Source organism: Microbacterium sp. 1154, from assembly GCF_031455375.1.
Classification (GTDB): domain Bacteria; phylum Actinomycetota; class Actinomycetes; order Actinomycetales; family Microbacteriaceae; genus Microbacterium.
Genome location: NZ_JAVDSN010000004.1, coordinates 122,652 through 144,917, shown reverse-complemented (window position 1 = coordinate 144,917; position 22,266 = coordinate 122,652). Strand labels below are relative to the sequence as shown.

The window sequence follows — 22,266 nt, the reverse complement described above, 5'->3', positions numbered from 1 at the left end:
ACGGGCCCCGACGCACGAGGTGCGCGAGGCCCGTTCTGGCGGGTGGTCTTATTCGGCGGCGTTGAGTCGCGCCGTCTCGTCGTGCCACGAGGTGGCGACGCTGCGGAGCTTCTCTTCGTACTTGCGGCCGTGGTGCGCGCAGAACAGCAGCTCGCTCCCGTTGACGGTTGCGGCGATGTACGCCTGTGCGCCGCAGGAGTCGCAGCGATCCGCCGCCGTCAGGCGGTGATCGAGGACGGCTGACGCTTCGGGTGCAGTCGTGGTGGTCATGTCGGGTGCCCTCCTCAGGTGGTCGTGGGCGAGTCTCCATATACAACCACGCGGATGTTTCCCCTATGCCGCAGCTTGATCACATTTCGCTGTGCGCGTACGGTGACCCGACCTGCCTGTGTGTCTGGCAGTCGATGTCGGCGGCCCCGATTACGCTGGGAGATCGTGACGTCCGAGTACTCCGCCCATCATCTGCAGGTCCTCGAGGGCCTCGAGGCCGTGCGCAAGCGCCCGGGCATGTACATCGGGTCCACCGACTCCCGTGGTCTGATGCACTGCCTGTGGGAGATCATCGACAACTCCGTCGATGAGGCCCTCGGCGGCCACGGCTCGCGCATCGACATCGTGCTGCACGCCGACGGCAGCGTCGAGGTGCGCGACCGGGCCCGCGGCATCCCGGTCGATGTCGAGCCCCGCACCGGACTCACCGGTGTCGAAGTCGTCTTCACGAAACTGCATGCCGGCGGGAAGTTCGGGGGCGGCTCGTACGCGGCGTCGGGCGGCCTGCACGGCGTCGGCGCGTCGGTGGTCAACGCACTGTCCGAGCGACTCGATGTCGAGGTCGACCGCGGGGGCAAGACGTACGCGATGTCGTTCCACCGCGGTGAGCCGGGCATGTTCGCGGGAGACACCCCCGACTCCACGTTCACCCCGTTCGAGCGCAGCAGCGAGCTGCGCGTGGTCGGCAAGGCGCCGCGCGGTGTCACGGGAACGCGCATCCGCTACTGGGCCGACCGCCAGATCTTCACGAAAGACGCCGCTTTCGGCCTCGACGAGCTCGTGCAGCGCGTGCGCCAGACCGCGTTCCTCGTGCCGGGGCTCGAGATCGTCGTGCACGACGAGCGGGGCGAGGAGCGCGTCGAGACGAGCTACCGGTTCGACGGCGGCATCTCCGAGTTCGCGGACTTCCTCGCACCCGACGCCGCGGTCACCGACACGTGGCGTCTCACCGGCACCGGCACCTTCACCGAGACCGTGCCCGTGCTGCAGCCCGGCGGTTCGATGATTCCCACCGAGGTCGAGCGCGAGTGCGAGGTCGACATCGCCGTGCGCTGGGGCACGGGCTACGACACCACGACCCGCTCGTTCGTCAACATCATCGCCACGCCCAAGGGCGGCACGCACCAGCAGGGCTTCGAGCAGGGCCTCATGAAGGTGCTGCGTTCGCAGGTCGACCAGAACGCCCGCAAGCTCAAGGTCGGCAACGACAAGATCGAGAAAGACGATCTGCTCGCCGGGCTCACCGCGGTCATGACCGTGCGTCTGCCCGAGCCGCAGTTCGAGGGGCAGACCAAAGAGATCCTCGGTACTCCCGCGGTGCGGCAGATCGTGGCATCCGTGGTCCAGAGAGAACTCGCGGCCCGCTTCGCCTCACCCAAGCGCGACGACAAGGCGCAGACCGCTCAGTTGCTCGAGAAGATCGTCTCCGAGATGAAGGCGCGCATCTCGGCGCGCACCCACAAAGAGACGCAGCGTCGCAAGAACGCCCTCGAGTCGTCGTCGCTGCCCGCCAAGCTCGTCGACTGCCGCTCGAACGACGTCAACGACTCCGAGCTGTTCATCGTCGAGGGCGATTCCGCTCTCGGCACGGCCAAGCTCGCGCGCAACAGCGAGTTCCAGGCGCTGCTGCCCATCCGCGGCAAGATCCTGAACACGCAGAAGGCCTCGATCAGCGACATGCTGTCGAACGCCGAGTGCGCCTCGATCATCCAGGTCATCGGCGCCGGCTCCGGCCGGTCGTTCGATCTCGACGCGGCCCGCTACGGCAAGATCATCCTGATGAGCGACGCCGATGTCGACGGCGCGCACATCCGCACCCTGCTGCTCACGCTGTTCTTCCGGTATATGCGCCCGCTCGTCGAAGAGGGCCGGGTATTCGCCGCCGTGCCGCCGCTGCACCGCGTCATCGTGATGAACCCGGGTACCAAGCCGAACGAGACGATCTACACCTACAGCGAGCAGGAGCTGCACGCCCTGCTCACCAAGCTCAAGCGCGGCAACAAACGCTGGCAGGAGCCGGTGCAGCGGTACAAGGGCCTCGGCGAGATGGATGCCGACCAGCTGGCGACCACGACCATGGATCGCGCCGGCCGCATGCTGCGCCGCGTGCGCGTGCAGGACATGGAGGCCGCGGCATCCGTCTTCGACCTGCTCATGGGCAGCGACGTCGCTCCGCGCCGTGAGTTCATCATCGACTCGAGCGACCGCCTCGCGCGCGAGCGCATCGACGTCTGACACCTCTCCCGCGGCCGCGCACTCGGGTGCACCTCTGTGCCGGACCGTCGGGCGGACTCGGGGCTCTTCACGCCACCCCAGCCACCCCTGCTCCGGCGCGCCGCCGACGAACTCCGCCCGACGGCACACGGCCACACCCGAATTGATCGACCCACCCGACGACCCAGAACAGTACCGACGGGCGGACTCACACCCCGACACGCCGCCCCAGCACCCCCTGCCCGGGCGCGCCACCGACGAACTCCGCCCGACGGCACACGAGGCGAGCCGACGGGGGACCAGGCAGGCTCAGCGGACGACGGTCCCGATCGCGCCGATGACGGCTTCGAGCGGCTGACCCGACGCGTCGCGCTTCGCGCCCGCATCGGGCAGAATCCGCACCGAGCCGTCGCTTCCGACGGCACGCGGGTCGGTACCGACCCAGCCGATGACGAGAGCGTCCTCGCCGCGCAGCAGGCGCTGGGCGCGCACACCGCCGGTGGCGCGGCCCTTCGCGGGGAACTCCGTGAACGCCGAGACCTTCGCGCTGCCGGCGTCCGTACCCGGAAGCGCGGCCGACGAACCCGCGACGGTGACCACGACGGCGTCGAACGCCGAGGCGCCCACCACGGCGAACGAGATCACGCGCGCGTTATCGGAGAGTCGGATGCCGGCCATACCGCCCGCGGATCGTCCCTGCGGTCGCACGGACGAGGCTTCGAAACGCAGAAGCTGCGCGTCGCTCGCGATGAAGACGAGCTCGGCGTTGTCGCCCGCGGGGGCGGCGCCGACGACCCGGTCGCCGTCGCGGAGCGCGATGATCTCGATCTCGTCCTTGGTGCCCAGCTCGGTCGCGGCAACGCGCTTGACCACCCCCTGCTCCGTGCCGAGGGCGATCGTGGGGGAGTCGACCAGCGGCACGAGGGCCACGACCTTCTCGCCCTTGGCGAGAGCGAGGTACTGCTCGACCTTCGTTCCCGCTGCGACCTGCACCGAGTTGGCGGGGACGGAGGGAAGGTCGACGGGCGAGAAGCGCACGAGGCGTCCGGCCGAGGTGACCGCGCCGATGTCGCCGCGCGTGGTCGTGTCGACGGACGAGCGGATCGCGTCGTGCTTCGACCGGCGCGCGGGCGGGACCACGCCGCCCGCGGGAGCGTCGGCGACGAGTTCGGCGCGGACCATGCGGCCGGTGGCCGAGAGGTACACGCGGCACGGGGCGTCGGCGATCCGAAGGTCCGCGGCGGCCGCGGCCTTCGCAGAGCGCGGCTGCACGGGTCCGCCGTTGAGCAGCATGGTGCGCCGGGGGGTGCCGTACGCCTCGGCCGCGGCATCCAGCTCTCTCGCCACCTGCTGGCGCAGCAGGGTCTCGCTGCCCAGGAGCTCGACCAGCTGGGCGATCTCGGCGTTCAACTGGTCGCGCTCGGCCTCGAGCTCGATGCGCGAGAACTTCGTCAGTCGACGCAGGCGCAGCTCGAGGATGTACTCGGCCTGGGGGTGCGAAAGGTCGAAGACCTCCTGCAGCTTCGTGCGGGCCTGCTCACCGTCGTCGGACGAACGGATGACCTGGATGACCTCGTCGATGTCGAGGATCGCGATGAGCAGACCCTCGACGAGGTGCAGGCGCTCGCGCTTGCGCGCGAGACGATACTCGCTGCGGCGCGTGACGACGCGCAGGCGGTGGTCGATGTAGACGCGCAGCATCTCGCGCAGCCCGAGGGTCTGCGGCTGCCCGTCGACGAGGGCGACGTTGTTGATGCCGAAGGAATCCTCGAGCGGGGTCAGCCGGTAGAGCTGCTCGAGGACGGCCTTGGGATCGAAGCCCGTCTTGATGCCGATGACCAGGCGCAGACCGTTGTTGCGGTCGGTGAGGTCGGTGACGTCGGCGATGCCGGTGAGCTTCTTCGCCTGCACGGCATCTTTGATCTTCTCGATCACGCGCTCGGGACCCACGAGATACGGCAGCTCGGTGATGACGATGCCGGTTCGCCGCGGGCCCAGCGACTCGATCGACGCCTTCGCCCGCGTGCGGAACGTTCCGCGGCCGTTCGTATAGGCGTCCTTGATGCCGTCGAGGCCGACGATGATGCCGCCGGAAGGCAGGTCGGGGCCGGGGACGAACTCCATGAGCTCCTCGACCGTGGCATCCGGGTGCTGCAGGAGATGGATGGCGGCGGCGACGACCTCGATGAGGTTGTGCGGAGCCATGTTCGTGGCCATACCGACCGCGATGCCCGTCGCGCCGTTCACGAGGAGGTTGGGGAACGCCGCCGGGAGGACCTCGGGCTGTTGGAACTGCCCGTCGTAGTTGGGGATGAAGTCGACGACGTCTTCGTCGAGGTTCTCGGTGAGCGCGAGAGCGGCCGCCGCCAGGCGCGCTTCGGTGTAGCGCGGCGCGGCGGGGCCGTCGTCGAGCGAACCGAAGTTGCCGTGCCCGTCGACCAGGGGAACGCGCAGGGAGAAGTACTGCGCGAGACGCACGAGGGCGTCGTAGATCGGGGCGTCGCCGTGCGGGTGCAGCTTTCCCATCACCTCGCCGACGACGCGCGCGCTCTTGACGTGGCCGCGGTCGGGCCGGAGGCCCATCTCGGCCATCTGGTACAGGATGCGGCGCTGCACCGGCTTGAGCCCGTCGCGGGCGTCGGGCAGGGCGCGCGAGTAGATGACCGAGTAGGCGTACTCGAGGAACGACCCCTGCATCTCGGTCGACACATCGACGTCTTCGATGCGCTCGACGACGGATGACGTCGCGGAAGAGGAGGAACGGGAATCGGGCATAGGTACGGCCTCGGGTCGGGCGGGCGTCGCGTCTCGACGGGGATCGGGACTCCTGTGGAAGACTGGGCCCGATGTCACTCAGCCTACCGGCGGACCCGCCGCGCTCTCGGAGCCTCACCGGTGTGGTGACCCAGTCGATCGCCGCCCTGACGGGTGAGTCGGAGTGGTTCGCTCCGGCCCGCAGCGCGATCGTGATGCTCGTAGACGGGCTCGGGGCGCACAATCTGGCGGCCCGGCGCGGGCACGCGCGCTTTCTCGGCACGGTGGGCGGACGCAAAGACGTCGCCCGCACCGTCTTCCCCTCGACCACGGCGGCGGCCCTGACGAGCCTCTTGACCGGAGCGCAGCCCGGTGGCCACGGCATCGTCGGCTACCGCACCCGCATCCCCGGCACCGGGATCGCATCGAACCAGCTGCACGGCTGGGAGACCGACGGGCTCGATCCGCTCACCTGGCAGCGACGCACCCCGCACTTCGCCGCGCGCGCGGAGGCCGGGCTGCCCAGCTTCGTCGTCTCCCGTCCGAGCTACACCGGTACCGGATTCACCGAGGCGATCCTGCGCGGGGCGGAGTTCGCCTCGTCCGACGACCTCGACGAGCGTGTGCGCCTCGCCGCCGACCTGGCCGCGCGGCATGCGGGGTCGCTCACCTACCTCTACGCCCCCGAGCTCGACACCGCCGGGCACCGGGACGGGTGGGAGTCCGACCGGTGGACCGACGCCCTGGAGCGGGTGGATGCCGCGGCCCGACGTCTCGCCGAGACCATCGACCCCCGCACGGGCGTCGTCGTCACGGCCGACCACGGCATGGTCGACGTCCCCGCGCACAAGCACGTGCTCCTCCGCGACGGCGACCCGCTGCTCGACGACGTCGCCCTGATCGGCGGCGAGCCCCGCATGCTCCACCTCTACACGCACGAGGGCAGAGCGGATGCCGTGGCCGCTCTCTGGCGCGAGACCGAGGCCGCGCGCGCCTGGGTGCTCACCCGCGACGAAGCGATCGCGGCCGGACTCTTCGGCACCGTCGACGACGAGGTGCGACCGCGCATCGGGGATGTGCTCGTCGCCGCGCGCGCACGCTTCGCCTACTACGACGACCGCGAGCCCGACAAGCGTCCGCAGCGCATGGTGGGACAGCACGGCTCTCTCACCGACGAGGAGCGCACCGTACCGCTCCTGCGCCTGGGCGCATTCGCCTGAGCCGAACGTCGAGGCCGGATGCCGGCATCCGATCGTCGAAAGGATCGGAGCGGTCCGACCGGCATCCGCGGTGAGGCCGCGGCCGTCAGCTCTCGTCGGAGCGGGCGCCGAACACGATCTCGTCCCACGACGGCATCGAGGGTCGCCCCTTGGTGCGTCGACCGTTGTCGGCCTGCGGACGCTCCGGCTCGCTCTGCACCTCACCGGCCTCGTCCGCGTAGCCCGGCTCGACGGCGTCGAACAGAGCGACCGGCGGGGTCGAGGGGCGCGGCTCGGGTTCGGCGACCTCGGACGCACCCGGCAGCGGCTCTCGCTGCCCGCGGCGACGACGGAGGGCCTCGAGCAGGTCTGCGGTCTCAGCAGAGGTCACGGGGGCGTCGGGCGCGCGCTTGATGGCAGCCGCCTGCACGGCGGTGGCGACGGGGCCCGTGGCCTCCACCCCCGGCTCATCGTCGATGTCGATCCGGCGAGGACCGAAAGCCCCGCTGTCGAACCGCGAGTCGTCCTTCGAGACGTTGTCGAGAGCGCGCAGACGGGGGATCAGCCCCTCGGGCAGCGAACCCTGTCGCGACAACTGAATGGCGTCGGAGTTCTGCGGAGAGAGAACATTGCGGCGCGGGTCGAAGCTCCAGCGCGCGTCGTGGTCGATGCCGTTGGCGGTGAACTCGAGCTTGACCGACCAGCCGGAGCTTTCCTTCCAGCTCGTCCAGCGCTCGGCGGAGGCACCTGCTTCGGCCAGTTTCGCGCGGACGGCCGCACCGAAGGTGATGGGGGAGTCGTGCTCGAGGGTGCCGCCCAGCAGCACCGGCACGGCGAGGGCCTGAGCGACGACGTGTTCGCGCTCGGCGAGCACAGGCCCCTCGAAACGCTCGACATCCTCGACGCGGGCGTTCAGGAGCGTCGCCACCTCGCGTGCCGACATGCCGGCGCGGATGTGCGCCTGGATCTCTCGGGGGCTCGGGCGCGGGGCGCGGTCGTCGTCTTCACGGTCCCGACGCGCACGGCGCGCCTCAGCGCGCAGCACCTCGTCCAGCGCGAGGGCGAAGCGTTCGCCCGCCTGCGTCGCCACGACGAGGACGTCATCTTCGGTTCCGATGACTTTGAGCTGTTCCATACGAAACACCCCTCCGATCTGCGGTCAGCGTTCATGCTGTCACGCGCGTCGCCCGCAACCGGGAATATCGCGGGCGCGCCGCGAGTTTCCCGTCAGGCCTGACACGCTGACCCCTGTCGAAGCATTTGCTTATCGAGGACGGGTCATGCAAACTATGGCCGCCCGATCGGGCACCCGATGGGGCACAGCACCACGAAATCCGGAAGTAGAGACCTGCACGCATGGCAACCGATTACGACGCACCGCGCAAGACCGAGGACGACAGCGAGTCGATCGAGGCCCTCAAGGAGCGCGTGCCCGACAAGGCGTCGGGGTCGATCGACAACGAGGATGCCGACAACCCCTCGGGCTTCGAACTGCCCGGCGCCGACCTTTCCGACATCGAGCTCGATGTCGTCGTGCTCCCCGCTCAGGAAGACGAGTTCACCTGCATGAACTGCTTCCTCGTGAAGCACCGTTCCCAGATCGCGGAAGAGAGCGGCCCCGGCTTCATCTGCCTGGAGTGCGCAGCCTGACCTGAGCACGCTGGATCGCCGCCACCAGGCGATCCGGCGTGCGGGTGGACACCACCCACGACGGGGTCGGGTCGTCGGGATCGGTCACGGGAACCGTGACGATGCCGTCGATACCACCCCGGATCACATGCCACGCCCGGTGGTCGAGACCACTTCCGCGGGCGGTACGGGCTTCCTCGGCGACGACGCCGGTGGGCACGCCCAGCAGCTCGACGGGGATGTGCGCGCGTCCCGCACGCAGCTCTCCGTCGCGGACCTCGATGACCGGAGCGATGGCCAGCAGGCCCGCCACGATCCCCACCGACACGAGAAGGCCGATGAACAGGGCCAGCGTCGTGTCGAGCGGCGAGAAGACGACCGCCGCCATGGGGCCGCACACGGCTGCGGCGACCAGCGCCCACAGCGACGGGCTCAGACGCTCTCGATACTCGGCTGCGGTGCGGATGCCGCACCCCCTCTTCTGCATTACCCTCGTGGGGTGACCGAAACGGTGGACGTCCTCATTGTCGCATCCGAGCCTCCGGTCTTCGCCCACCCCGGCGACGCCGGAGCCGACCTGACCGCCGCCGAGGCGGTGCGCCTGGAGCCCGGGCGTCGCGCCCTCGTCTCCACGGGTGTCCGTATCGCCCTCCCCGAGGGGCACGCCGCGTTCGTCGTTCCGCGCAGCGGCCTGGCCGCCAAGCACGGCATCACGATCGTGAACTCCCCGGGCACGATCGACGCCGGCTACCGCGGCGAGATCAAGGTCGCCCTCCTCAACACGGACCTCGACGAGGCCTACGACATCGCGGTCGGAGACCGCATCGCCCAGCTCATCGTGATGCCCGTCCCCGCCGTGCGCTTCGTCCCCGTCGACGAATTGCCCGACAGCGTGCGCGGTCAAGGCGGCTTCGGATCGAGCGGATACCAGACTCTGCAAGGGAGCACCCGATGACCGACGACGAGTCGCAGTCCACGCCCGAGACCTCCGCTGTCGAAGCCGAACAGTCCGCGACCGAGGCGGGCCAGGCGACGAAGAGCGCTCCGGCCGACCGCGAGACCGCGGGCCCGTTCGACGAAGCCGAGGCCAACCCCGTCCGCCCCTACATCGACCTGGGCGGGATCAAGATCCTCCCGCGCGAGGGGCTGAACCTGCGCCTCGAGGTCGAAGAGCAGACCAAGCGGATCGTGGCCGTCGGCCTCGACTACGCCGACTCGACCCTGCAGGTACAGCCGTTCGCGGCGCCGCGCTCGAGCGGCCTGTGGGAAGAGACCCGCGACCAGATCCGCCAGCAGGTCAAGCAGCAGGGCGGCCGCGTCGAGGAGCGCGAGGGCCCGCTCGGGCCCGAGCTGCTCGCCGAGGTCCCCGTCGCCGGTGCGGATGGGGCGAGCAAGCGGCTCGCCCGTTTCGTGGGCGTCGACGGCCCCCGCTGGTTCCTCCGCGGCGTCGTCGGGGGAGCGGCCACGAGTGATGTCGAGGCCGCCGCGGCCGTCGAGGACCTCTTCCGGTCGATCGTCGTCGTCCGCGGCTCGTCGCCGATGCCGCCGCGCGACCTCATCCCGCTCCGGATGCCGTCGAGCCCCGGAACGGCATGAGCGACGACTCCACCCGCCCGGCGCGAGAAGACGAGCGCGTCCCCCTCGACCCGCCGTCCGCGGCGGAGAGCGTGAGCGCGGCCCTCGGCAACGCCGCACGCCGCGCGGGCCTCGACCCGGCGAAGCACACCTCGACCGGCGCGGCCGTGTGGTCGGCCATGGGAGGTGTGCGCGGCATCCTGGAATCCGTCCTCCCCTCGCTCGCGTTCGTGGTGCTGTTCACCGTCACGATCGACCCCGAGACGCGCCAGGGAAACCTCTGGTTGAGCCTCGGCGTGTCGGTCGGACTGGCGGTCGTCTTCACGCTCGCGCGCCTGATCGCGAAGTCGCCGCCGAGTGCCGCGATCGGCGGACTCCTCGCCACGGCGGGAGCGGCCGTGCTGTCGCTGGTGACCGGACGCGGGCAGGACAACTTCGTGCTCGGGTTCTTCACCAACGGGGCGTACGGAACGGCTTTCCTCGTCTCCGCGCTGATCGGCTGGCCGCTCATCGGCCTCGCGGCGGGTTACTTGCTGGGCGAGGGCACGCGATGGCGCACCGACCGCCGCAAGCGCCGCGCCTACACCTGGCTCTCGATCGCGTGGGCGGCCCTGTTCGCAGCCCGTCTCGCGGTGCAGCTGCCGCTGTACTTCGCGGGAGACGTGACGGCGCTCGGGACGCTGAAGATCGTCATGGGCCTGCCGCTGTTCGCCCCGATGCTGGCGGTGACGTGGCTCGTCGTCCGAGCTCTCCACCCTCGCCGCGAGTCCTGATAATATCTTGACATCAAGATAAATCCGTCGCCCCGAGCGGTTAGGTCGACCTTCCTGGAATCGGCCTCTCCCCCCGGGGAAGATGGAGAAATGCGGGCCCACGCCTGCGCATTCGCCGACGAAGGAGACGATCGTGTCCACGGTTGACAGCTTCGGTGCCAAGAGCACCCTGACGGTCGGCAGCACCGACTACGAGATCTTCCGCATCGACACGGTCGCCGGTCACGAGAAGCTCCCGTTCAGCCTCAAGGTGCTGCTCGAGAACCTTCTGCGCACCGAGGACGGCGCCAACGTCACCAAGGAGCAGATCGAGGCGCTCGGCTCGTGGGTCCCCACCGCCGACCCCGACACCGAGATCCAGTTCACCCCGGCCCGCGTCGTCATGCAGGACTTCACCGGTGTGCCCTGCATCGTCGACCTCGCCACCATGCGTGAGGCCGTGACGGCCCTCGGCGGCGACCCCAGCAAGATCAACCCGCTCTCGCCCGCCGAGATGGTCATCGACCACTCGGTCATCGCCGACCTGTTCGGCAGCGAGAACGCCCTCGAGCGCAACGTCGAGATCGAATACGAGCGCAACGGCGAGCGGTACCAGTTCCTCCGCTGGGGCCAGACCGCCTTCGACGACTTCAAGGTCGTGCCCCCCGGAACCGGCATCGTGCACCAGGTGAACATCGAGCACCTCGCGAAGGTCATCTACGACCGCTCGGTCGACGGTGTGCTCCGCGCCTACCCCGACACCTGCGTCGGCACCGACTCGCACACCACCATGGTCAACGGCCTCGGCGTGCTCGGCTGGGGCGTCGGCGGCATCGAGGCAGAGGCAGCGATGCTCGGCCAGCCCGTGTCGATGCTCATCCCGCGCGTCGTCGGCTTCAAGCTCTCGGGCGAGATTCCCGCGGGCGTGACCGCGACCGACGTCGTGCTCACGATCACCGACATGCTGCGCAAGCACGGCGTCGTCGGCAAGTTCGTGGAGTTCTACGGCGAGGGCGTCGCCTCGGTCCCGCTCGCCAACCGCGCCACCATCGGCAACATGAGCCCCGAGTTCGGCTCCACCGCCGCCATGTTCCCCATCGACGACGTCACGCTCGACTACCTGCGCCTGACCGGCCGCGACGAGCAGACCGTCGCCCTCGTCGAGGCGTACGCCAAGGAGCAGAAGCTCTGGCACGACGCAGACCGCGAGCTGGTCTTCAGCGAGTACATGGAGCTCGACCTCTCGACGGTCGTCCCCTCGATCGCCGGCCCCAAGCGCCCGCAGGACCGCATCCTCCTCTCCGAGGCCAAGTCGCAGTTCGAGAAGGACATCCTCAACTACGCCGGCGGCGCCGTCTCCGACTCGCTCGTCGACCTTGAAGTGGACGGCACGTTCCCGGCATCCGACCCCGGCTCGGTGCCCGGCGAAGAGCACGAGCACGTCACCGAGAGCGAGGTGTTGATCTCGTCGGGTCACCCCGCCAACGCCTCGAACCCCGTCAAGGTCACCACGCCCGAGGGCCAGTCGTACCTGCTCGACAACGGCGCGGTCACTCTCGCCGCCATCACCTCGTGCACCAACACCTCGAACCCCTCGGTCATGATCGCGGCGGGTCTGCTCGCGAAGAACGCCGTCGACAAGGGCCTCAAGCGCAAGCCGTGGGTCAAGACGACGCTCGGACCCGGCTCGAAGGTCGTCACCGACTACTACGAGAAGTCGGGCCTCGACAAGGCGCTCGAGGGTCTCGACTTCTACACCGTCGGCTACGGCTGCACCATCTGCATCGGCAACTCGGGTCCCCTGATCGAAGAGGTCTCCGATGCCATCAACGAGAACGACCTCGCCGTCACGGCCGTCCTCTCGGGCAACCGCAACTTCGAGGGACGCATCAGCCCCGACGTGAAGATGAACTACCTGGCCTCGCCGCCGCTGGTGGTCGCCTACGCTCTCGCGGGTTCGATGAACTTCGACTTCGAGACCGACGCGCTCGGCAAGGATCAGAACGGCGACGACGTCTTCCTGAAGGACATCTGGCCCGCCCCCGACCAGGTGCAGACGATCATCGACGCGTCGATCTCGCGCGAGCAGTTCATCCAGCAGTACGCCACCGTCTTCGAGGGCGACGAGCGCTGGAAGAACCTGCCCACCCCGACCGGGCCGATCTTCGAATGGGATGCCGACTCCACCTACGTGCGCAAGGCTCCCTACTTCGACGGCATGACCATGCAGCCCGACGCGGTGCGCGACATCACCGGCGCCCGCGTCATGGCGACGCTCGGCGACTCGGTCACCACCGACCACATCAGCCCGGCCGGCAACATCAAGGCGGGCACCCCCGCCGCGCAGTACCTGATGGAGCACGGCGTCGCGCAGAAGGACTTCAACTCCTACGGCTCGCGTCGTGGCAACCACGAGGTCATGATCCGTGGCACGTTCGCCAACATCCGCCTGAAGAACGAGCTCACCGCGGCCGTCAACGACGGCACGGTCGTCGAGGGCGGCTACACGCGTGACTTCACCCGCGAGGGCGGCCCGCAGTCGTACATCTTCGACGCGAGCCAGAACTACCAGGAGCAGGGCACCCCGCTGGTGATCTTCGGCGGCAAGGAGTACGGCTCCGGTTCGTCGCGCGACTGGGCGGCCAAGGGCACGAACCTGCTGGGCGTCAAGGCCGTCATCACCGAGAGCTTCGAGCGCATCCACCGCTCGAACCTCATCGGCATGGGCGTCGTTCCGCTGCAGTTCCCGGCCGGCGAGAGCTGGAAGTCGCTGGGCCTCGACGGCACCGAGATCGTCTCGATCGAGGGCCTCGAACAGCTCAACGAGGGCGTCACGCCCAAGACGGTGAAGGTCACCGCCGAGCCGAGCGAGTTCTCGCCCGAGGGCAAGCAGACCGTGACGTTCGACGCCGTGGTCCGCATCGACACCCCCGGTGAGGCCGACTACTACCGCAACGGTGGAATCCTGCAGTACGTGCTGCGTTCGCTGGTCTGACCCACGAGCGAAAGTGCCCCGGAAGCCTCGTGCTTCCGGGGCACTTCGCATTGCGCAGAGACCACGCGCACGCGATCCGCGCAAGCCGTTGCCGGGCCCGCTCACCCCCCGGAGACTAGAATCGACCCGTACGCGCGGCCCCCGCGCGCATCGCACGAGAGGAGTCATATGGCTCTCCTACCCGGCATCCACAGCCCCCGTGACCTCGATGGGCTGACCCCCGACCAGCTACGACAGCTGGCCGCAGAGGTGCGCTCGTTCCTCGTCGAGAACGTCTCCCGCACGGGGGGACACCTCGGTCCGAACCTGGGCGTCGTCGAGCTCACGATCGCTCTCCACAAGGTCTTCGATTCCCCGTCCGACCCGATCATCTTCGACACCGGGCACCAGTCCTACGTACACAAGATGCTCACCGGACGTCAGGACTTCACGGCCCTGCGCTCGCGCGGCGGCCTGGCCGGCTACCCCCAGCGGTCCGAGAGCGAGCACGACGTCGTCGAGTCGTCGCACGCCTCGAGCTCCCTGAGCTGGGCCGACGGCGTCTCGCGCGCGTTCAGCCGCACCGGCCGCCGCGACCGTCACGTCATCGCCGTGGTCGGCGACGGGGCGCTTACGGGCGGGATGACGTGGGAAGCGCTCAACAACATCAGCGACGACAACGACCGCAACCTCGTCATCGTCGTCAACGACAACGGTCGCTCGTACGCGCCGACCATCGGCGGTATGGCGCGCTACTTGAATCGCGTGCGCACGAACGACGCCTACCGCACGCTGCACCGCGGCTCCGACACGCTGTTCCGTCGCCTGGGCCCGGCGGCCCGCGCGGTCTACCGCGGCGTGCGGGGCGGAACCCACGGCTTCCTGTCACGCTTCACCAACAACGAGGCGCTGTACAGCAACCTGGACATCAAGTACCTGGGCCCCATCGACGGGCACGACTTCGAGTCGCTCATCGAGACGCTCGAGCTCGCCAAGTCGTACGGAGCGCCGGTCATCGTGCACGCCATCACCGACAAGGGCAGCGGCTACGCCCCCGCGATGAGCGACGAGGCCGATCAGTTTCACGCGGTCGGGAAGATCGACCCCATCACGGGCGAGGCCCTCGGCGCGGGCGGTGGCCTTCAGTGGACCGATGTCTTCGCCGAGGAGTTGACGAAGGTCGGGGCCGAGCGCGACGAGATCATCGCCATGACCGCGGCGATGCTGCGCCCGACCGGTCTGCAGAAGTTCGCCGAGCGTTTCCCCGAGCGCGTGTACGACGTGGGCATCGCGGAACAGCACGCCGTGGCATCCGCCGCCGGTCTCGCCTTCGGCGGCCTGCACCCGGTCGTCGCCATCTACGCGACCTTCATGAACCGCGCGTTCGACCAGGTCATGATGGACGTCGCCCTGCACAAGGCCGGCGTCACCTTCGTGCTCGACCGCGCCGGGGTCACCGGTCCCGACGGACCGAGTCATCACGGCATCTGGGACCTGGCGATGCTGCAGCTCGTTCCCGGCATCCGGATCGCCGCTCCCCGCGACGCCGCGCGCCTGCGTGAGGAGTTCCGCGAGGCCACGACCATCGAGGACGCCCCGACGGTCGTCCGCTACCCCAAGGGCAAGGTGAACGACGACGTCGAGGCCGTCGAGCGCCTGCACGACGGTGTCGACGTCCTGAGCCGCGGTGCGAGCGAAGACGTCCTGCTCGTCGGGATCGGCCCGATGGTGCACCTCGCCCTCGAGGTCGCCGAGCGCCTCAAGGCACAGGGCATCGGCGCGACGGTGATCGACCCGCGCTGGGCGATCCCCGTGCAACCCTCGGTCATCGAGCTCGCCCGGGAGCACCGTCTCGTGATCACGATCGAGGACGGCATCCGCGTCGGCGGTGTCGGCACGCGCGTGCGACAGGTGCTGCGCGAGGCCGGCGTCGACACGGCCGTCGACGAGCTGGGCATCCCCGACGAGTTCATCGATCACGCCACGCGCGAGCAGATCCTCGAGGACGCCGGTCTCACCGCGTCGAAGATCGCTCACGACGTCGTGGCGCAGGTGCTCGGCACCCGCATCCCCGTGGCACGTCAGACGCCCACCGGCTCGATCCCCACGATCGAGGAGTGGGAGAAGTCGCGCCCCTGAGGCCATCGCACCATCGAGACCGGGCCGGGATGCCGTCATCCGGCCCGGTCTCGCGTCTCCCGCGTCCGTCCGACGGTCACCGAAACAGGGGAGTGCATCGAGAACAGGACGGAACGGCCGAAACCGACCTGTTCTCGTCACACAGCCTGTTCTCGTGACGCGCACCGCCCTCCGTCACCGGAACAGGCGAGTGCACCAAGAACAGGACAGAACGGCCGGAATCGGCCTGTTCTCGTCGCGCGACCTGTCCTCATGACGCCGCGCCGCCCGCACGAACGACGGCGGCGCCGCCCCCGAAGGGACGGCGCCGCCGTCGTGTCCGGGGCTCAGGCCCCGATACCGCGGATAGGCGGGTGGTGGAACGTTCCGCCGAAGGCGCGCTCCGACGCCCCCTCACGGTCGAGGTAGGGCGAGGCTCCGCCGTCGATGAAGGGCCAGCCGGCGCCGAGGATGAGGCACAGGTCGATGTCCTGCACCTCGGGGACGACGCCCTCGTCGAGCATGATCTTGATCTCCTGCGCGAGGCCGTCCTGCACGCGGGCGAGGATGGTCTCGGGCGCGACCGGCGTCTTGCCGGTGACGAGCACCTTCTGCGCGGCCTTGGTCCAGCCGGTCACGCGGCCGCCCTTGTCCTTCTCGACGACTTCGGGGAGTGCCGCGAGCTCGTGGAAGTTCTCGGACGAGAAGAACCGGTCGGGGAAGGCGTGCGACATCGTGTCCTGCACGTGCGCCGCGACCTTCCAGCCGACGAGGTCGATGAGCTGGAACGGTCCCATCGGCAGACCGAGCGGCGCGAATGCCTTCTCGACCGTCGCGATGGGCGTCCCTTCGTACACCGCTCGTGCCGCCTCGCCCATGACCTTGGCCAGCAGACGGTTCACGACGAAGCCCGGAGCGTCGGCGGTGAGCACCGCGTTCTTGCCCAGGCCCTTCGCGACGACGAAGGCGGTCGAGAGGGCGGCGTCGCTCGTGGCATCCGTCTTCACGACCTCGATGAGCGGCATGACCGCGACGGGGTTGAAGAAGTGGAAGCCGACCAGGCGCTCGGGGTTCTGCAGCACCGAACCGATTTCGGCGACCGAGAGCGACGAGGTGTTGGTGGCGAGAATGGCGTCCTCGGCGACGATCTTCTCGATCGCGGAGAACACCTCTTGCTTGACGCCGACCTCTTCGAACACGGCCTCGATCACGAAGTCGCAGTCCGCGAACTCCGAGCGGTCAGTCGTGCCGTGCACGAGCGCGCGCAACTGGTTGGCCGCGTCGCCGTCCAGACGCCCCTTGGCCTCGAGCTTGCCGATTTCTTCACGGATGGATGCCACGCCCTTGTCGACGCGGCCCTGATCGAGGTCGGTGATGATGACGGGTACACGCAGCTTGCGGACGAACAGCAGGGCGAACTGCGAGGCCATGAGCCCGGCGCCGATGACGCCGACCTTCGTGACCTTCTTCGCCAGCGCCTTGTCGGGGGCTCCGACGGGACGCTTCGCACGCTTTTGCACGAGATCGAAGGCGTACATGGATGCCGCGAACTGGTCGCCCGTGATGAGCTCGGCCAACGCCTCGTCCTCGCGGGCGAAGCCCTCGGCCTTCGTCCCGCTCTTCGCCTTGTCGAGCAGGTCGAGCGCGACGTACGGCGAGCGGGGGACGGTGCCGATCTTCGACTCGAGCATGCCGCGCGCCATCTTGATCGCGATGGGCCACTTCGTCAGGCGCTCGAGCTTGCCCGGCTCGTTCTTCCGCTCGACACGGACCCGGCCGGTGAGCACGCCGTCCGCCCAGCGCAGAGAGTCCTCGAGGTACGAGGCCGCCGGGAAGATGGCATCCATGATCCCGAGGTCGAAGGCCTGCTGCGGCTTGAGCATGCGGTTCTGTTTGAGCGGGTTCGAGATGACGACCTCGAGCGCGTTCTCGATGCCGATGAGGTTCGGCAGCAGGTAGGCACCGCCCCAGCCGGGGATGATGCCGAGGAACACCTCGGGCAGCGCGACGGCTGCGGCGGAGGCGTCGACCGTGCGGTAGGTCGAGTTCAGCGCGATCTCGAGACCGCCACCGAGGGCAAGACCGTTCACGAAGGCGAACGAGGGCACGCCCAGGTCGGACAGCGAGCCGATCACCTGGTGTCCGCGCTGCGCGATGAGGCGCGCGACATCCTTCGACGGCAGCTTCGCGACGTCGGACAGATCGGCGCCGGCGGCGAGGATGTACTGCTTGCCGGTGATCGCGACGGCGTGGATCTCGCCGGCGGCGGCTCGCTCCTTAAGGGTCGCGAGCGTTCGTCCGAGTTCGGCGAGGGTCGCGGGCCCCAGCGTGTTCGGGCGGGTGTGGTCGCGCCCGTTGTCGAGCGTGATGAGCGCGAGCACGTTGCCCGAGGGCAGACGCACGTCGCGGACGGGGGAGTGGGTCACGACCTCGTCGCCGGTGAGGGCGTCGAGGGGCGAGAAGTCGATGCTCGAGTAGTCGGTCACTTGCGCTTCTTCTTTCCGTCGAAGAACGGGTTCTCCCAGACGACCGAGCCGCCCTGACCGAGGCCCACGCACATGGCGGTGAGGCCGTAGCGCACGTCGGGACGCTCGGCGAACTGCGCCGCGAGCTGGATCATGAGGCGGACCCCGGATGCCGCGAGCGGGTGCCCCAGGGCGATGGCGCCGCCCCACGGGTTGACGCGCGGATCGTCGTCCGCGATGCCGAAGTGATCGAGCAGCGAGATGACCTGGATCGCGAAGGCCTCGTTCAGCTCGAACAGACCGATGTCGTCGATCGTGAGTCCGGCTTTCTTGAGGGCCTTCTCGGTCGAGGGGATCGGACCGATGCCCATGATCTCGGGCTCGACGCCGGCGAAGGCGAACGACACCATGCGCATCTTCGGCGCCAGGCCGAATTCCTTCACGGCGTCGCTTCCCGCAAGCAGGCTGATCGTTGCACCGTCAGTCAGGGGCGACGACGTGCCGGCGGTGACGCGACCGTGCGGGCGGAACGGTGTCTTCAGCGTGGCGAGGCCCTCGAGCGTGGTCTCGGGGCGGCGCCCCTCGTCCTCGGTCGCCAGCCCCCAGGCACCGTCGGCGTCCTTGATCGCGACCGACACGAGGTCGGGCTGGATCTTGCCGGCCTCGTACGCGGCCTGCACCTTGTGCTGGCTGGCGACGCCGAAGCGGTCGGCGCGCTCCTTGGTCAGGTGCGGAAAACGGTCGTGGATGCGCTCGGCCGTGACGCCCATGTTCAGCGCGCCGGGGTCGACGAGCCTCTCGGCGACGAAGCGCGGGTTGGGGTCGACGTTGCCGCCGATGGGGTGACGACCCATGTGCTCGACACCGCCCGCGAGGGCGAGGTCGTACATTCCGACGCCGATCGAGGCGCCCATCGTGGTGACGCTCGTCATGGCGCCCGCGCACATGCGCTCGACCGCGAGGCCGGGCACGGTCATCGGCAGACCCGCGAGGATCGCCGCGGTGCGTCCGAGGGTCAGCCCCTGGTCACCGGTCTGCGAGGTCGCGGCGATCGCCACGTCGTCGATCCGGTCCTTCGGCACGTCGCCGTTGCGCTCCATCAACCCGATGATTGCCTTGACCACCAGGTCGTCAGCGCGGGTGTTCCAGTACATGCCCTTCTCGCCGGCGCGCCCGAAGGGGGTGCGCATTCCGTCGACGAAGAAGACGTCCGTCATCTCGGCCACTCTGCCTCCAAAGTTTGGGATGACCCCAGCCTAGGAAGACCGATTCGGTGGGAAGAATCGGTTGTCCGAACCTACGAATCCGTGGCAGACACGTCCTCATCGGCGTTGAGGGAAGCTACAAAGCTATCGGCGATCACCTGTGCGGTCTGGTCAATCTGCCACGGCCGCGCTCCGAGCTCCGCGAGAGCCGCCCCGACGGATTGGGCCGTGACCTCGGACGGCGGAGCCCAGGCCAGACGACGGAGGGTCTCGGGCGTGAGCAGGTTCTCGGTCGGCATCCGCAGTTCTTCCGCTCGCGCCTCGACGGCCGGACGGGCCTTCTTCAGACGACGATCGGCCTCGGGGTTGCGGTCCGCCCACGCGCGCGGCGGGGGGAGGGTGTCGCTGGGAACGCGGTCGGCGGGCAGGTCCGTCGACTCACGACCGGCGACGATCGCGTTCCACCAGCGGTCCAGCTGGGTACGGCTGGCGCGCCCGTTGAACTCTTTGACGCCCGCGAGCGCCTGCTTGCTCGCCGGATCGGCGAGCACGGCCGCGACGAGGGCGCGGTCGGGAACGAGTCGGCCGGGTGCGACGTCCTGCTCGCGGGCGTAGTCCTCGCGCGCCTGCCAGAGCGAACGAGCGACGGCCAGCGAGCGGCGCCCGCGCACGCTGTGCAGGCCGCTGAGTCGGCGCCACGGGTCGTCTCGCGGCGGCTTGGGCTCCCGGTCGAGAACGGCCTGGAACTCCTGGCGCGCGATCTCGGTCTTGCCCTGTTCGATCAGTTCGGCGTCGAGCACATCGCGGACGTCGATCAGGTGCTCGACGTCGAGGGCGGCGTATTCGAGCCAGGATGCCGGCAGCGGACGCGTCGACCAGTCCGCGGCCGAGTGGGCCTTGGCCAGAGTGATGCCGAGCGTCTGCTCGACGACCGCGCCGAGGCCGACGCGCTCGTGACCCAGAAGGCGCGAGCCCAACTCCGTGTCGAAGATGCGCGGGGGCTCGAGGCCGCGCTCGCGCAGAGACGGCAGGTCCTGGCTGGCGGCGTGGAACACCCATTCGACGTCGCCGATGGCATCTTGGAGAGGCGAGAAGTCCTCGATCGTCGAGGGATCGAAGAGGAACACCCCGGCCTCGCGACGGAAGACCTGGATGAGGTAGGCGCGCTGCGAGTAGCGGAAGCCCGAGGCGCGTTCGACGTCGACCGCGACGGGGCCGCTCCCCGCGGCCAGGGTCTCGCAGGCGGCGAGGAAGCCCTCGGCATCCTCGATGACGATGTACTCAACCACGCGTGGGCCTCCGGGCTCCAAGGACAGCGACACCCTCCGACCCCGGGGGAAGGCCGGCGAGCATGCACACGAGCTCCGCCCACGCCTCGAGGTGCGGGCGGAAGGGACCGCGCGGCGTCCACGACGCGCGAAGTTCGATCTGCGACCCCTCGCCCTGAGAGGCCAGGGCGCCGAAACCGGTCGACAGGGTCTTGGTGGCGGTACCCGATTCCGAGTGCCGCTCGGCACCGCGCGAGTCCAGAGCGTCGATGAGCCACGACCAGGCCACCTCGGCGAGCAGCGGGTCGACACCGATCTCCGGCTCGAGAGGCGCCTGAGCGAAGCAGACGATGCGCCACGCGCCGCCCCAGGGCTCGGGCTCCTCGGGGTCGTGCAGCAGAATGAATCGTCCGGTCCCGAAGGGGGAGTCGGTGGCGTGCTCTTCGGGCCGCACGTCTCCGGCGAGAGCCAACGAGAAGGGGGCCAAGCCGGAGGGCGACGGAATCTGCCGGACGACCAGATCGTTGCGGAAAGCCGTGTCGCGCACCTCTTCGACGGCTCGCGCGAAGGGGCTGTCGGCCTCCGCCGGGCGCTGGTCACTCACGGCCACAGACTAGAGTGAGGCCTCGATGAACGCTCCCAGGCGCGCCGCGGGTTCTCGCGCATCGCAGCGCACGACCACCGGTATCCGCGTCACCCTGTCGGCTCTCGGCGTCGCCCTCGCCGCTTCCGCCACGGCCCTCGGGGCCGTCTCGCTGCGCATGGCGCAGACGGTCGTCCGCCCCGCCGGACGACGCCCCGACACGCGCATCGTGCGACTCGATGCCGCCGCGCAGACCATCACCCTCGAGCGCACTCCCGACACGACGCTGCCCGGCCGCTACGGCCTCTTCACCGTCGGCTCGGTGGACTACCTGCGACTCGGCTCAGTCGTCGGCGAGGACGAGACCAGCGTGACGCGTAAGCTCCTCACCCACGTCCCCGCCGACGGCGATCTCGCACCGGAGGCGGCTTTCAGCGGGTGGTACTTCGACAAACCCGACGACCTCCTCCTTCCGTTCGAGACGATCGAGATCGACACCGGCGTCGGCGCCTGCCCGGCATGGGAGTTCCCGGCGGAAGGTGGGTCCGACGTGTGGGTCGTGCAAGTGCACGGGCGCGGGACGACGCGGTCCGAGACCTTGCGCGCCGTGCCCGTGTTCCACGCGCTCGGGATCTCGAGCCTGGTGGTGTCGTACCGCAACGACGGCGATGCCCCCCGCAGCAGCTCGGGCACCTACGCCCTGGGCGCGACCGAGTGGCGCGACGTCGACGCCGCGATCGGCTACGCCCGCCGCCGCGGGGCACGCCGCGTGCTGCTGATGGGCTGGTCGATGGGCGGAGCGCTGTCGCTGCAGGCCGCCCTCGAATCTCCCCACGCCGACGTGATCGCCGGTCTCGTGCTCGAGTCGCCGGTCGTGGACTGGCGCACCGTGCTGAGCTTCCAGGGCCGCGCGATGCGGCTGCCAGCGCCGGTCATCGCGCTCGCGGAGCGCACGCTCGCCTCCACCTGGGGAGCGACCGCGCTGCGCAGCGGCGAACCCATTCCGCTCGACCGCCTCGACGGCGTGTCGCGAGCCGCCGAGCTGCGGCATCCCGTGCTCATCTTGCACAGCGATGACGACGGCTTCGTCCCCGCCGACGCCTCGCACGCGCTCGCGAAGAAGCGCCCCGACCTCGTCACGATGGAGACGTTCACGGTCGCCCGCCATACGAAGCTGTGGAACTACGACGAGGCGCGGTGGACCACGGCGATCCAGGACTGGGTCCACGCACAGGGCCTCGCCCGGGCGTGATCCCGGAT

At 69.4% G+C, this 22,266-nt stretch carries 17 protein-coding genes; 9 read left to right on the top strand and 8 right to left on the bottom strand.

What is annotated here, in order from left to right; genetic code table 11:
* Positions 1-48 precede the first annotated feature (48 nt).
* Positions 49-270, bottom strand: a complete 222-nt coding sequence (locus J2X55_RS14205) for a hypothetical protein (RefSeq protein ID WP_115918381.1) — start codon at positions 268-270, stop codon at positions 49-51.
* 162 nt (positions 271-432) lie between these two features.
* On the opposite strand from J2X55_RS14205, the gene J2X55_RS14200 reads away from it, so the two are divergent.
* Positions 433-2,505: a DNA topoisomerase IV subunit B gene (locus tag J2X55_RS14200; RefSeq protein WP_309824257.1), complete on the top strand. Its 2,073-nt coding sequence runs from the start codon at positions 433-435 to the stop codon at positions 2,503-2,505.
* 288 nt (positions 2,506-2,793) lie between these two features.
* Here the strand turns inward: J2X55_RS14200 and J2X55_RS14195 are convergent, their stop codons facing one another.
* Positions 2,794-5,259: a DNA topoisomerase IV subunit A gene (locus J2X55_RS14195; RefSeq protein WP_309824176.1), complete on the bottom strand. Its 2,466-nt coding sequence runs from the start codon at positions 5,257-5,259 to the stop codon at positions 2,794-2,796.
* A 71-nt stretch (positions 5,260-5,330) separates the two neighbouring features.
* Between J2X55_RS14195 and J2X55_RS14190 the strand changes: the two genes are divergently transcribed.
* Positions 5,331-6,458, top strand: a complete 1,128-nt coding sequence (locus J2X55_RS14190; RefSeq protein WP_309824175.1) for an alkaline phosphatase family protein — start codon at positions 5,331-5,333, stop codon at positions 6,456-6,458.
* A gap of 85 nt (positions 6,459-6,543) precedes the next feature.
* Here the strand turns inward: J2X55_RS14190 and sepH are convergent, their stop codons facing one another.
* Positions 6,544-7,572, bottom strand: coding sequence for a septation protein SepH (gene sepH, locus J2X55_RS14185; RefSeq protein ID WP_309824172.1), 1,029 nt, complete (start codon positions 7,570-7,572; stop codon positions 6,544-6,546).
* A 221-nt stretch (positions 7,573-7,793) separates the two neighbouring features.
* Between sepH and J2X55_RS14180 the strand changes: the two genes are divergently transcribed.
* Positions 7,794-8,087, top strand: a complete 294-nt coding sequence (locus tag J2X55_RS14180) for a DUF4193 domain-containing protein (RefSeq protein ID WP_055837222.1) — start codon at positions 7,794-7,796, stop codon at positions 8,085-8,087.
* Here the strand turns inward: J2X55_RS14180 and J2X55_RS14175 are convergent.
* On the bottom strand, positions 8,062-8,553 hold the full coding sequence (locus J2X55_RS14175) for a DUF3093 domain-containing protein (RefSeq protein WP_115918389.1): 492 nt from the start codon (positions 8,551-8,553) through the stop codon (positions 8,062-8,064). The genes J2X55_RS14180 and J2X55_RS14175 overlap by 26 nt on opposite strands.
* A gap of 12 nt (positions 8,554-8,565) precedes the next feature.
* Between J2X55_RS14175 and dut the strand changes: the two genes are divergently transcribed.
* The 5 genes from dut to dxs all read left to right on the top strand — a co-directional run bounded on the left by dut (position 8,566) and on the right by dxs (position 15,506).
* Positions 8,566-9,021 (top strand): dUTP diphosphatase, encoded by a 456-nt coding sequence (dut, locus tag J2X55_RS14170; protein WP_179284704.1) that lies wholly within the window; start codon positions 8,566-8,568, stop codon positions 9,019-9,021.
* Positions 9,018-9,662, top strand: coding sequence for a DUF3710 domain-containing protein (locus J2X55_RS14165; protein ID WP_309824168.1), 645 nt, complete (start codon positions 9,018-9,020; stop codon positions 9,660-9,662). The genes dut and J2X55_RS14165 overlap by 4 nt, the downstream gene beginning before the upstream one ends.
* Entirely contained in the window at positions 9,659-10,414 is a 756-nt protein-coding gene (locus J2X55_RS14160; RefSeq protein WP_115918391.1) for a DUF3159 domain-containing protein, read from the top strand. Before J2X55_RS14165 ends, J2X55_RS14160 begins: the two co-directional genes overlap by 4 nt.
* A gap of 133 nt (positions 10,415-10,547) precedes the next feature.
* Complete coding sequence (gene acnA / locus J2X55_RS14155; protein WP_309824165.1) at positions 10,548-13,388, top strand: aconitate hydratase AcnA; 2,841 nt, start codon at positions 10,548-10,550, stop codon at positions 13,386-13,388.
* Positions 13,389-13,556: 168 nt separating this feature from the next.
* Positions 13,557-15,506, top strand: a complete 1,950-nt coding sequence (dxs, locus tag J2X55_RS14150; protein ID WP_309824163.1) for a 1-deoxy-D-xylulose-5-phosphate synthase — start codon at positions 13,557-13,559, stop codon at positions 15,504-15,506.
* Between the two features lie 326 nt (positions 15,507-15,832).
* Here dxs and J2X55_RS14145 read toward each other — a convergent pair whose 3' ends face one another.
* The 4 genes from J2X55_RS14145 to J2X55_RS14130 all read right to left on the bottom strand — a co-directional run bounded on the left by J2X55_RS14145 (position 15,833) and on the right by J2X55_RS14130 (position 21,027).
* Positions 15,833-17,971 (bottom strand): 3-hydroxyacyl-CoA dehydrogenase NAD-binding domain-containing protein, encoded by a 2,139-nt coding sequence (locus tag J2X55_RS14145; RefSeq protein WP_309824162.1) that lies wholly within the window; start codon positions 17,969-17,971, stop codon positions 15,833-15,835.
* Positions 17,968-19,176 carry a thiolase family protein gene (locus tag J2X55_RS14140; RefSeq protein ID WP_115918399.1) on the bottom strand — a complete coding sequence of 403 codons (1,209 nt, stop codon included), beginning with the start codon at positions 19,174-19,176 and terminating at the stop codon, positions 17,968-17,970. Before J2X55_RS14140 ends, J2X55_RS14145 begins: the two co-directional genes overlap by 4 nt.
* Positions 19,177-19,247: 71 nt before the next feature.
* The gene (locus J2X55_RS14135; protein WP_115918401.1) at positions 19,248-20,444 is read right to left on the bottom strand and encodes an HRDC domain-containing protein; all 1,197 of its coding nucleotides are present in this window, start codon (positions 20,442-20,444) and stop codon (positions 19,248-19,250) included.
* Positions 20,437-21,027 (bottom strand): DUF3000 domain-containing protein, encoded by a 591-nt coding sequence (locus J2X55_RS14130; RefSeq protein WP_309824160.1) that lies wholly within the window; start codon positions 21,025-21,027, stop codon positions 20,437-20,439. Before J2X55_RS14130 ends, J2X55_RS14135 begins: the two co-directional genes overlap by 8 nt.
* 25 nt (positions 21,028-21,052) lie before the next feature.
* On the opposite strand from J2X55_RS14130, the gene J2X55_RS14125 reads away from it, so the two are divergent.
* Positions 21,053-22,258, top strand: a complete 1,206-nt coding sequence (locus J2X55_RS14125; RefSeq protein ID WP_309824158.1) for an alpha/beta fold hydrolase — start codon at positions 21,053-21,055, stop codon at positions 22,256-22,258.
* Positions 22,259-22,266: the final 8 nt, after the last annotated feature.

Excerpts from the sequence above, each read along its gene's own strand:
- J2X55_RS14165 (WP_309824168.1), top strand. The coding sequence starts at position 9,018 with ATGACCGACGACGAGTCGCAGTCCACGCCCGAGACCTCCGCTGTCGAA.
- J2X55_RS14125 (WP_309824158.1), top strand. The coding sequence starts at position 21,053 with ATGAACGCTCCCAGGCGCGCCGCGGGTTCTCGCGCATCGCAGCGCACG.
- J2X55_RS14195 (WP_309824176.1), bottom strand. The coding sequence starts at position 5,259 with ATGCCCGATTCCCGTTCCTCCTCTTCCGCGACGTCATCCGTCGTCGAG.
- J2X55_RS14205 (WP_115918381.1), bottom strand. The coding sequence starts at position 270 with ATGACCACCACGACTGCACCCGAAGCGTCAGCCGTCCTCGATCACCGC.
- J2X55_RS14190 (WP_309824175.1), top strand. The coding sequence starts at position 5,331 with ATGTCACTCAGCCTACCGGCGGACCCGCCGCGCTCTCGGAGCCTCACC.
- sepH (WP_309824172.1), bottom strand. The coding sequence starts at position 7,572 with ATGGAACAGCTCAAAGTCATCGGAACCGAAGATGACGTCCTCGTCGTG.
- J2X55_RS14160 (WP_115918391.1), top strand. The coding sequence starts at position 9,659 with ATGAGCGACGACTCCACCCGCCCGGCGCGAGAAGACGAGCGCGTCCCC.
- J2X55_RS14180 (WP_055837222.1), top strand. The coding sequence starts at position 7,794 with ATGGCAACCGATTACGACGCACCGCGCAAGACCGAGGACGACAGCGAG.
- dxs (WP_309824163.1), top strand. The coding sequence starts at position 13,557 with ATGGCTCTCCTACCCGGCATCCACAGCCCCCGTGACCTCGATGGGCTG.
- J2X55_RS14175 (WP_115918389.1), bottom strand. The coding sequence starts at position 8,553 with ATGCAGAAGAGGGGGTGCGGCATCCGCACCGCAGCCGAGTATCGAGAG.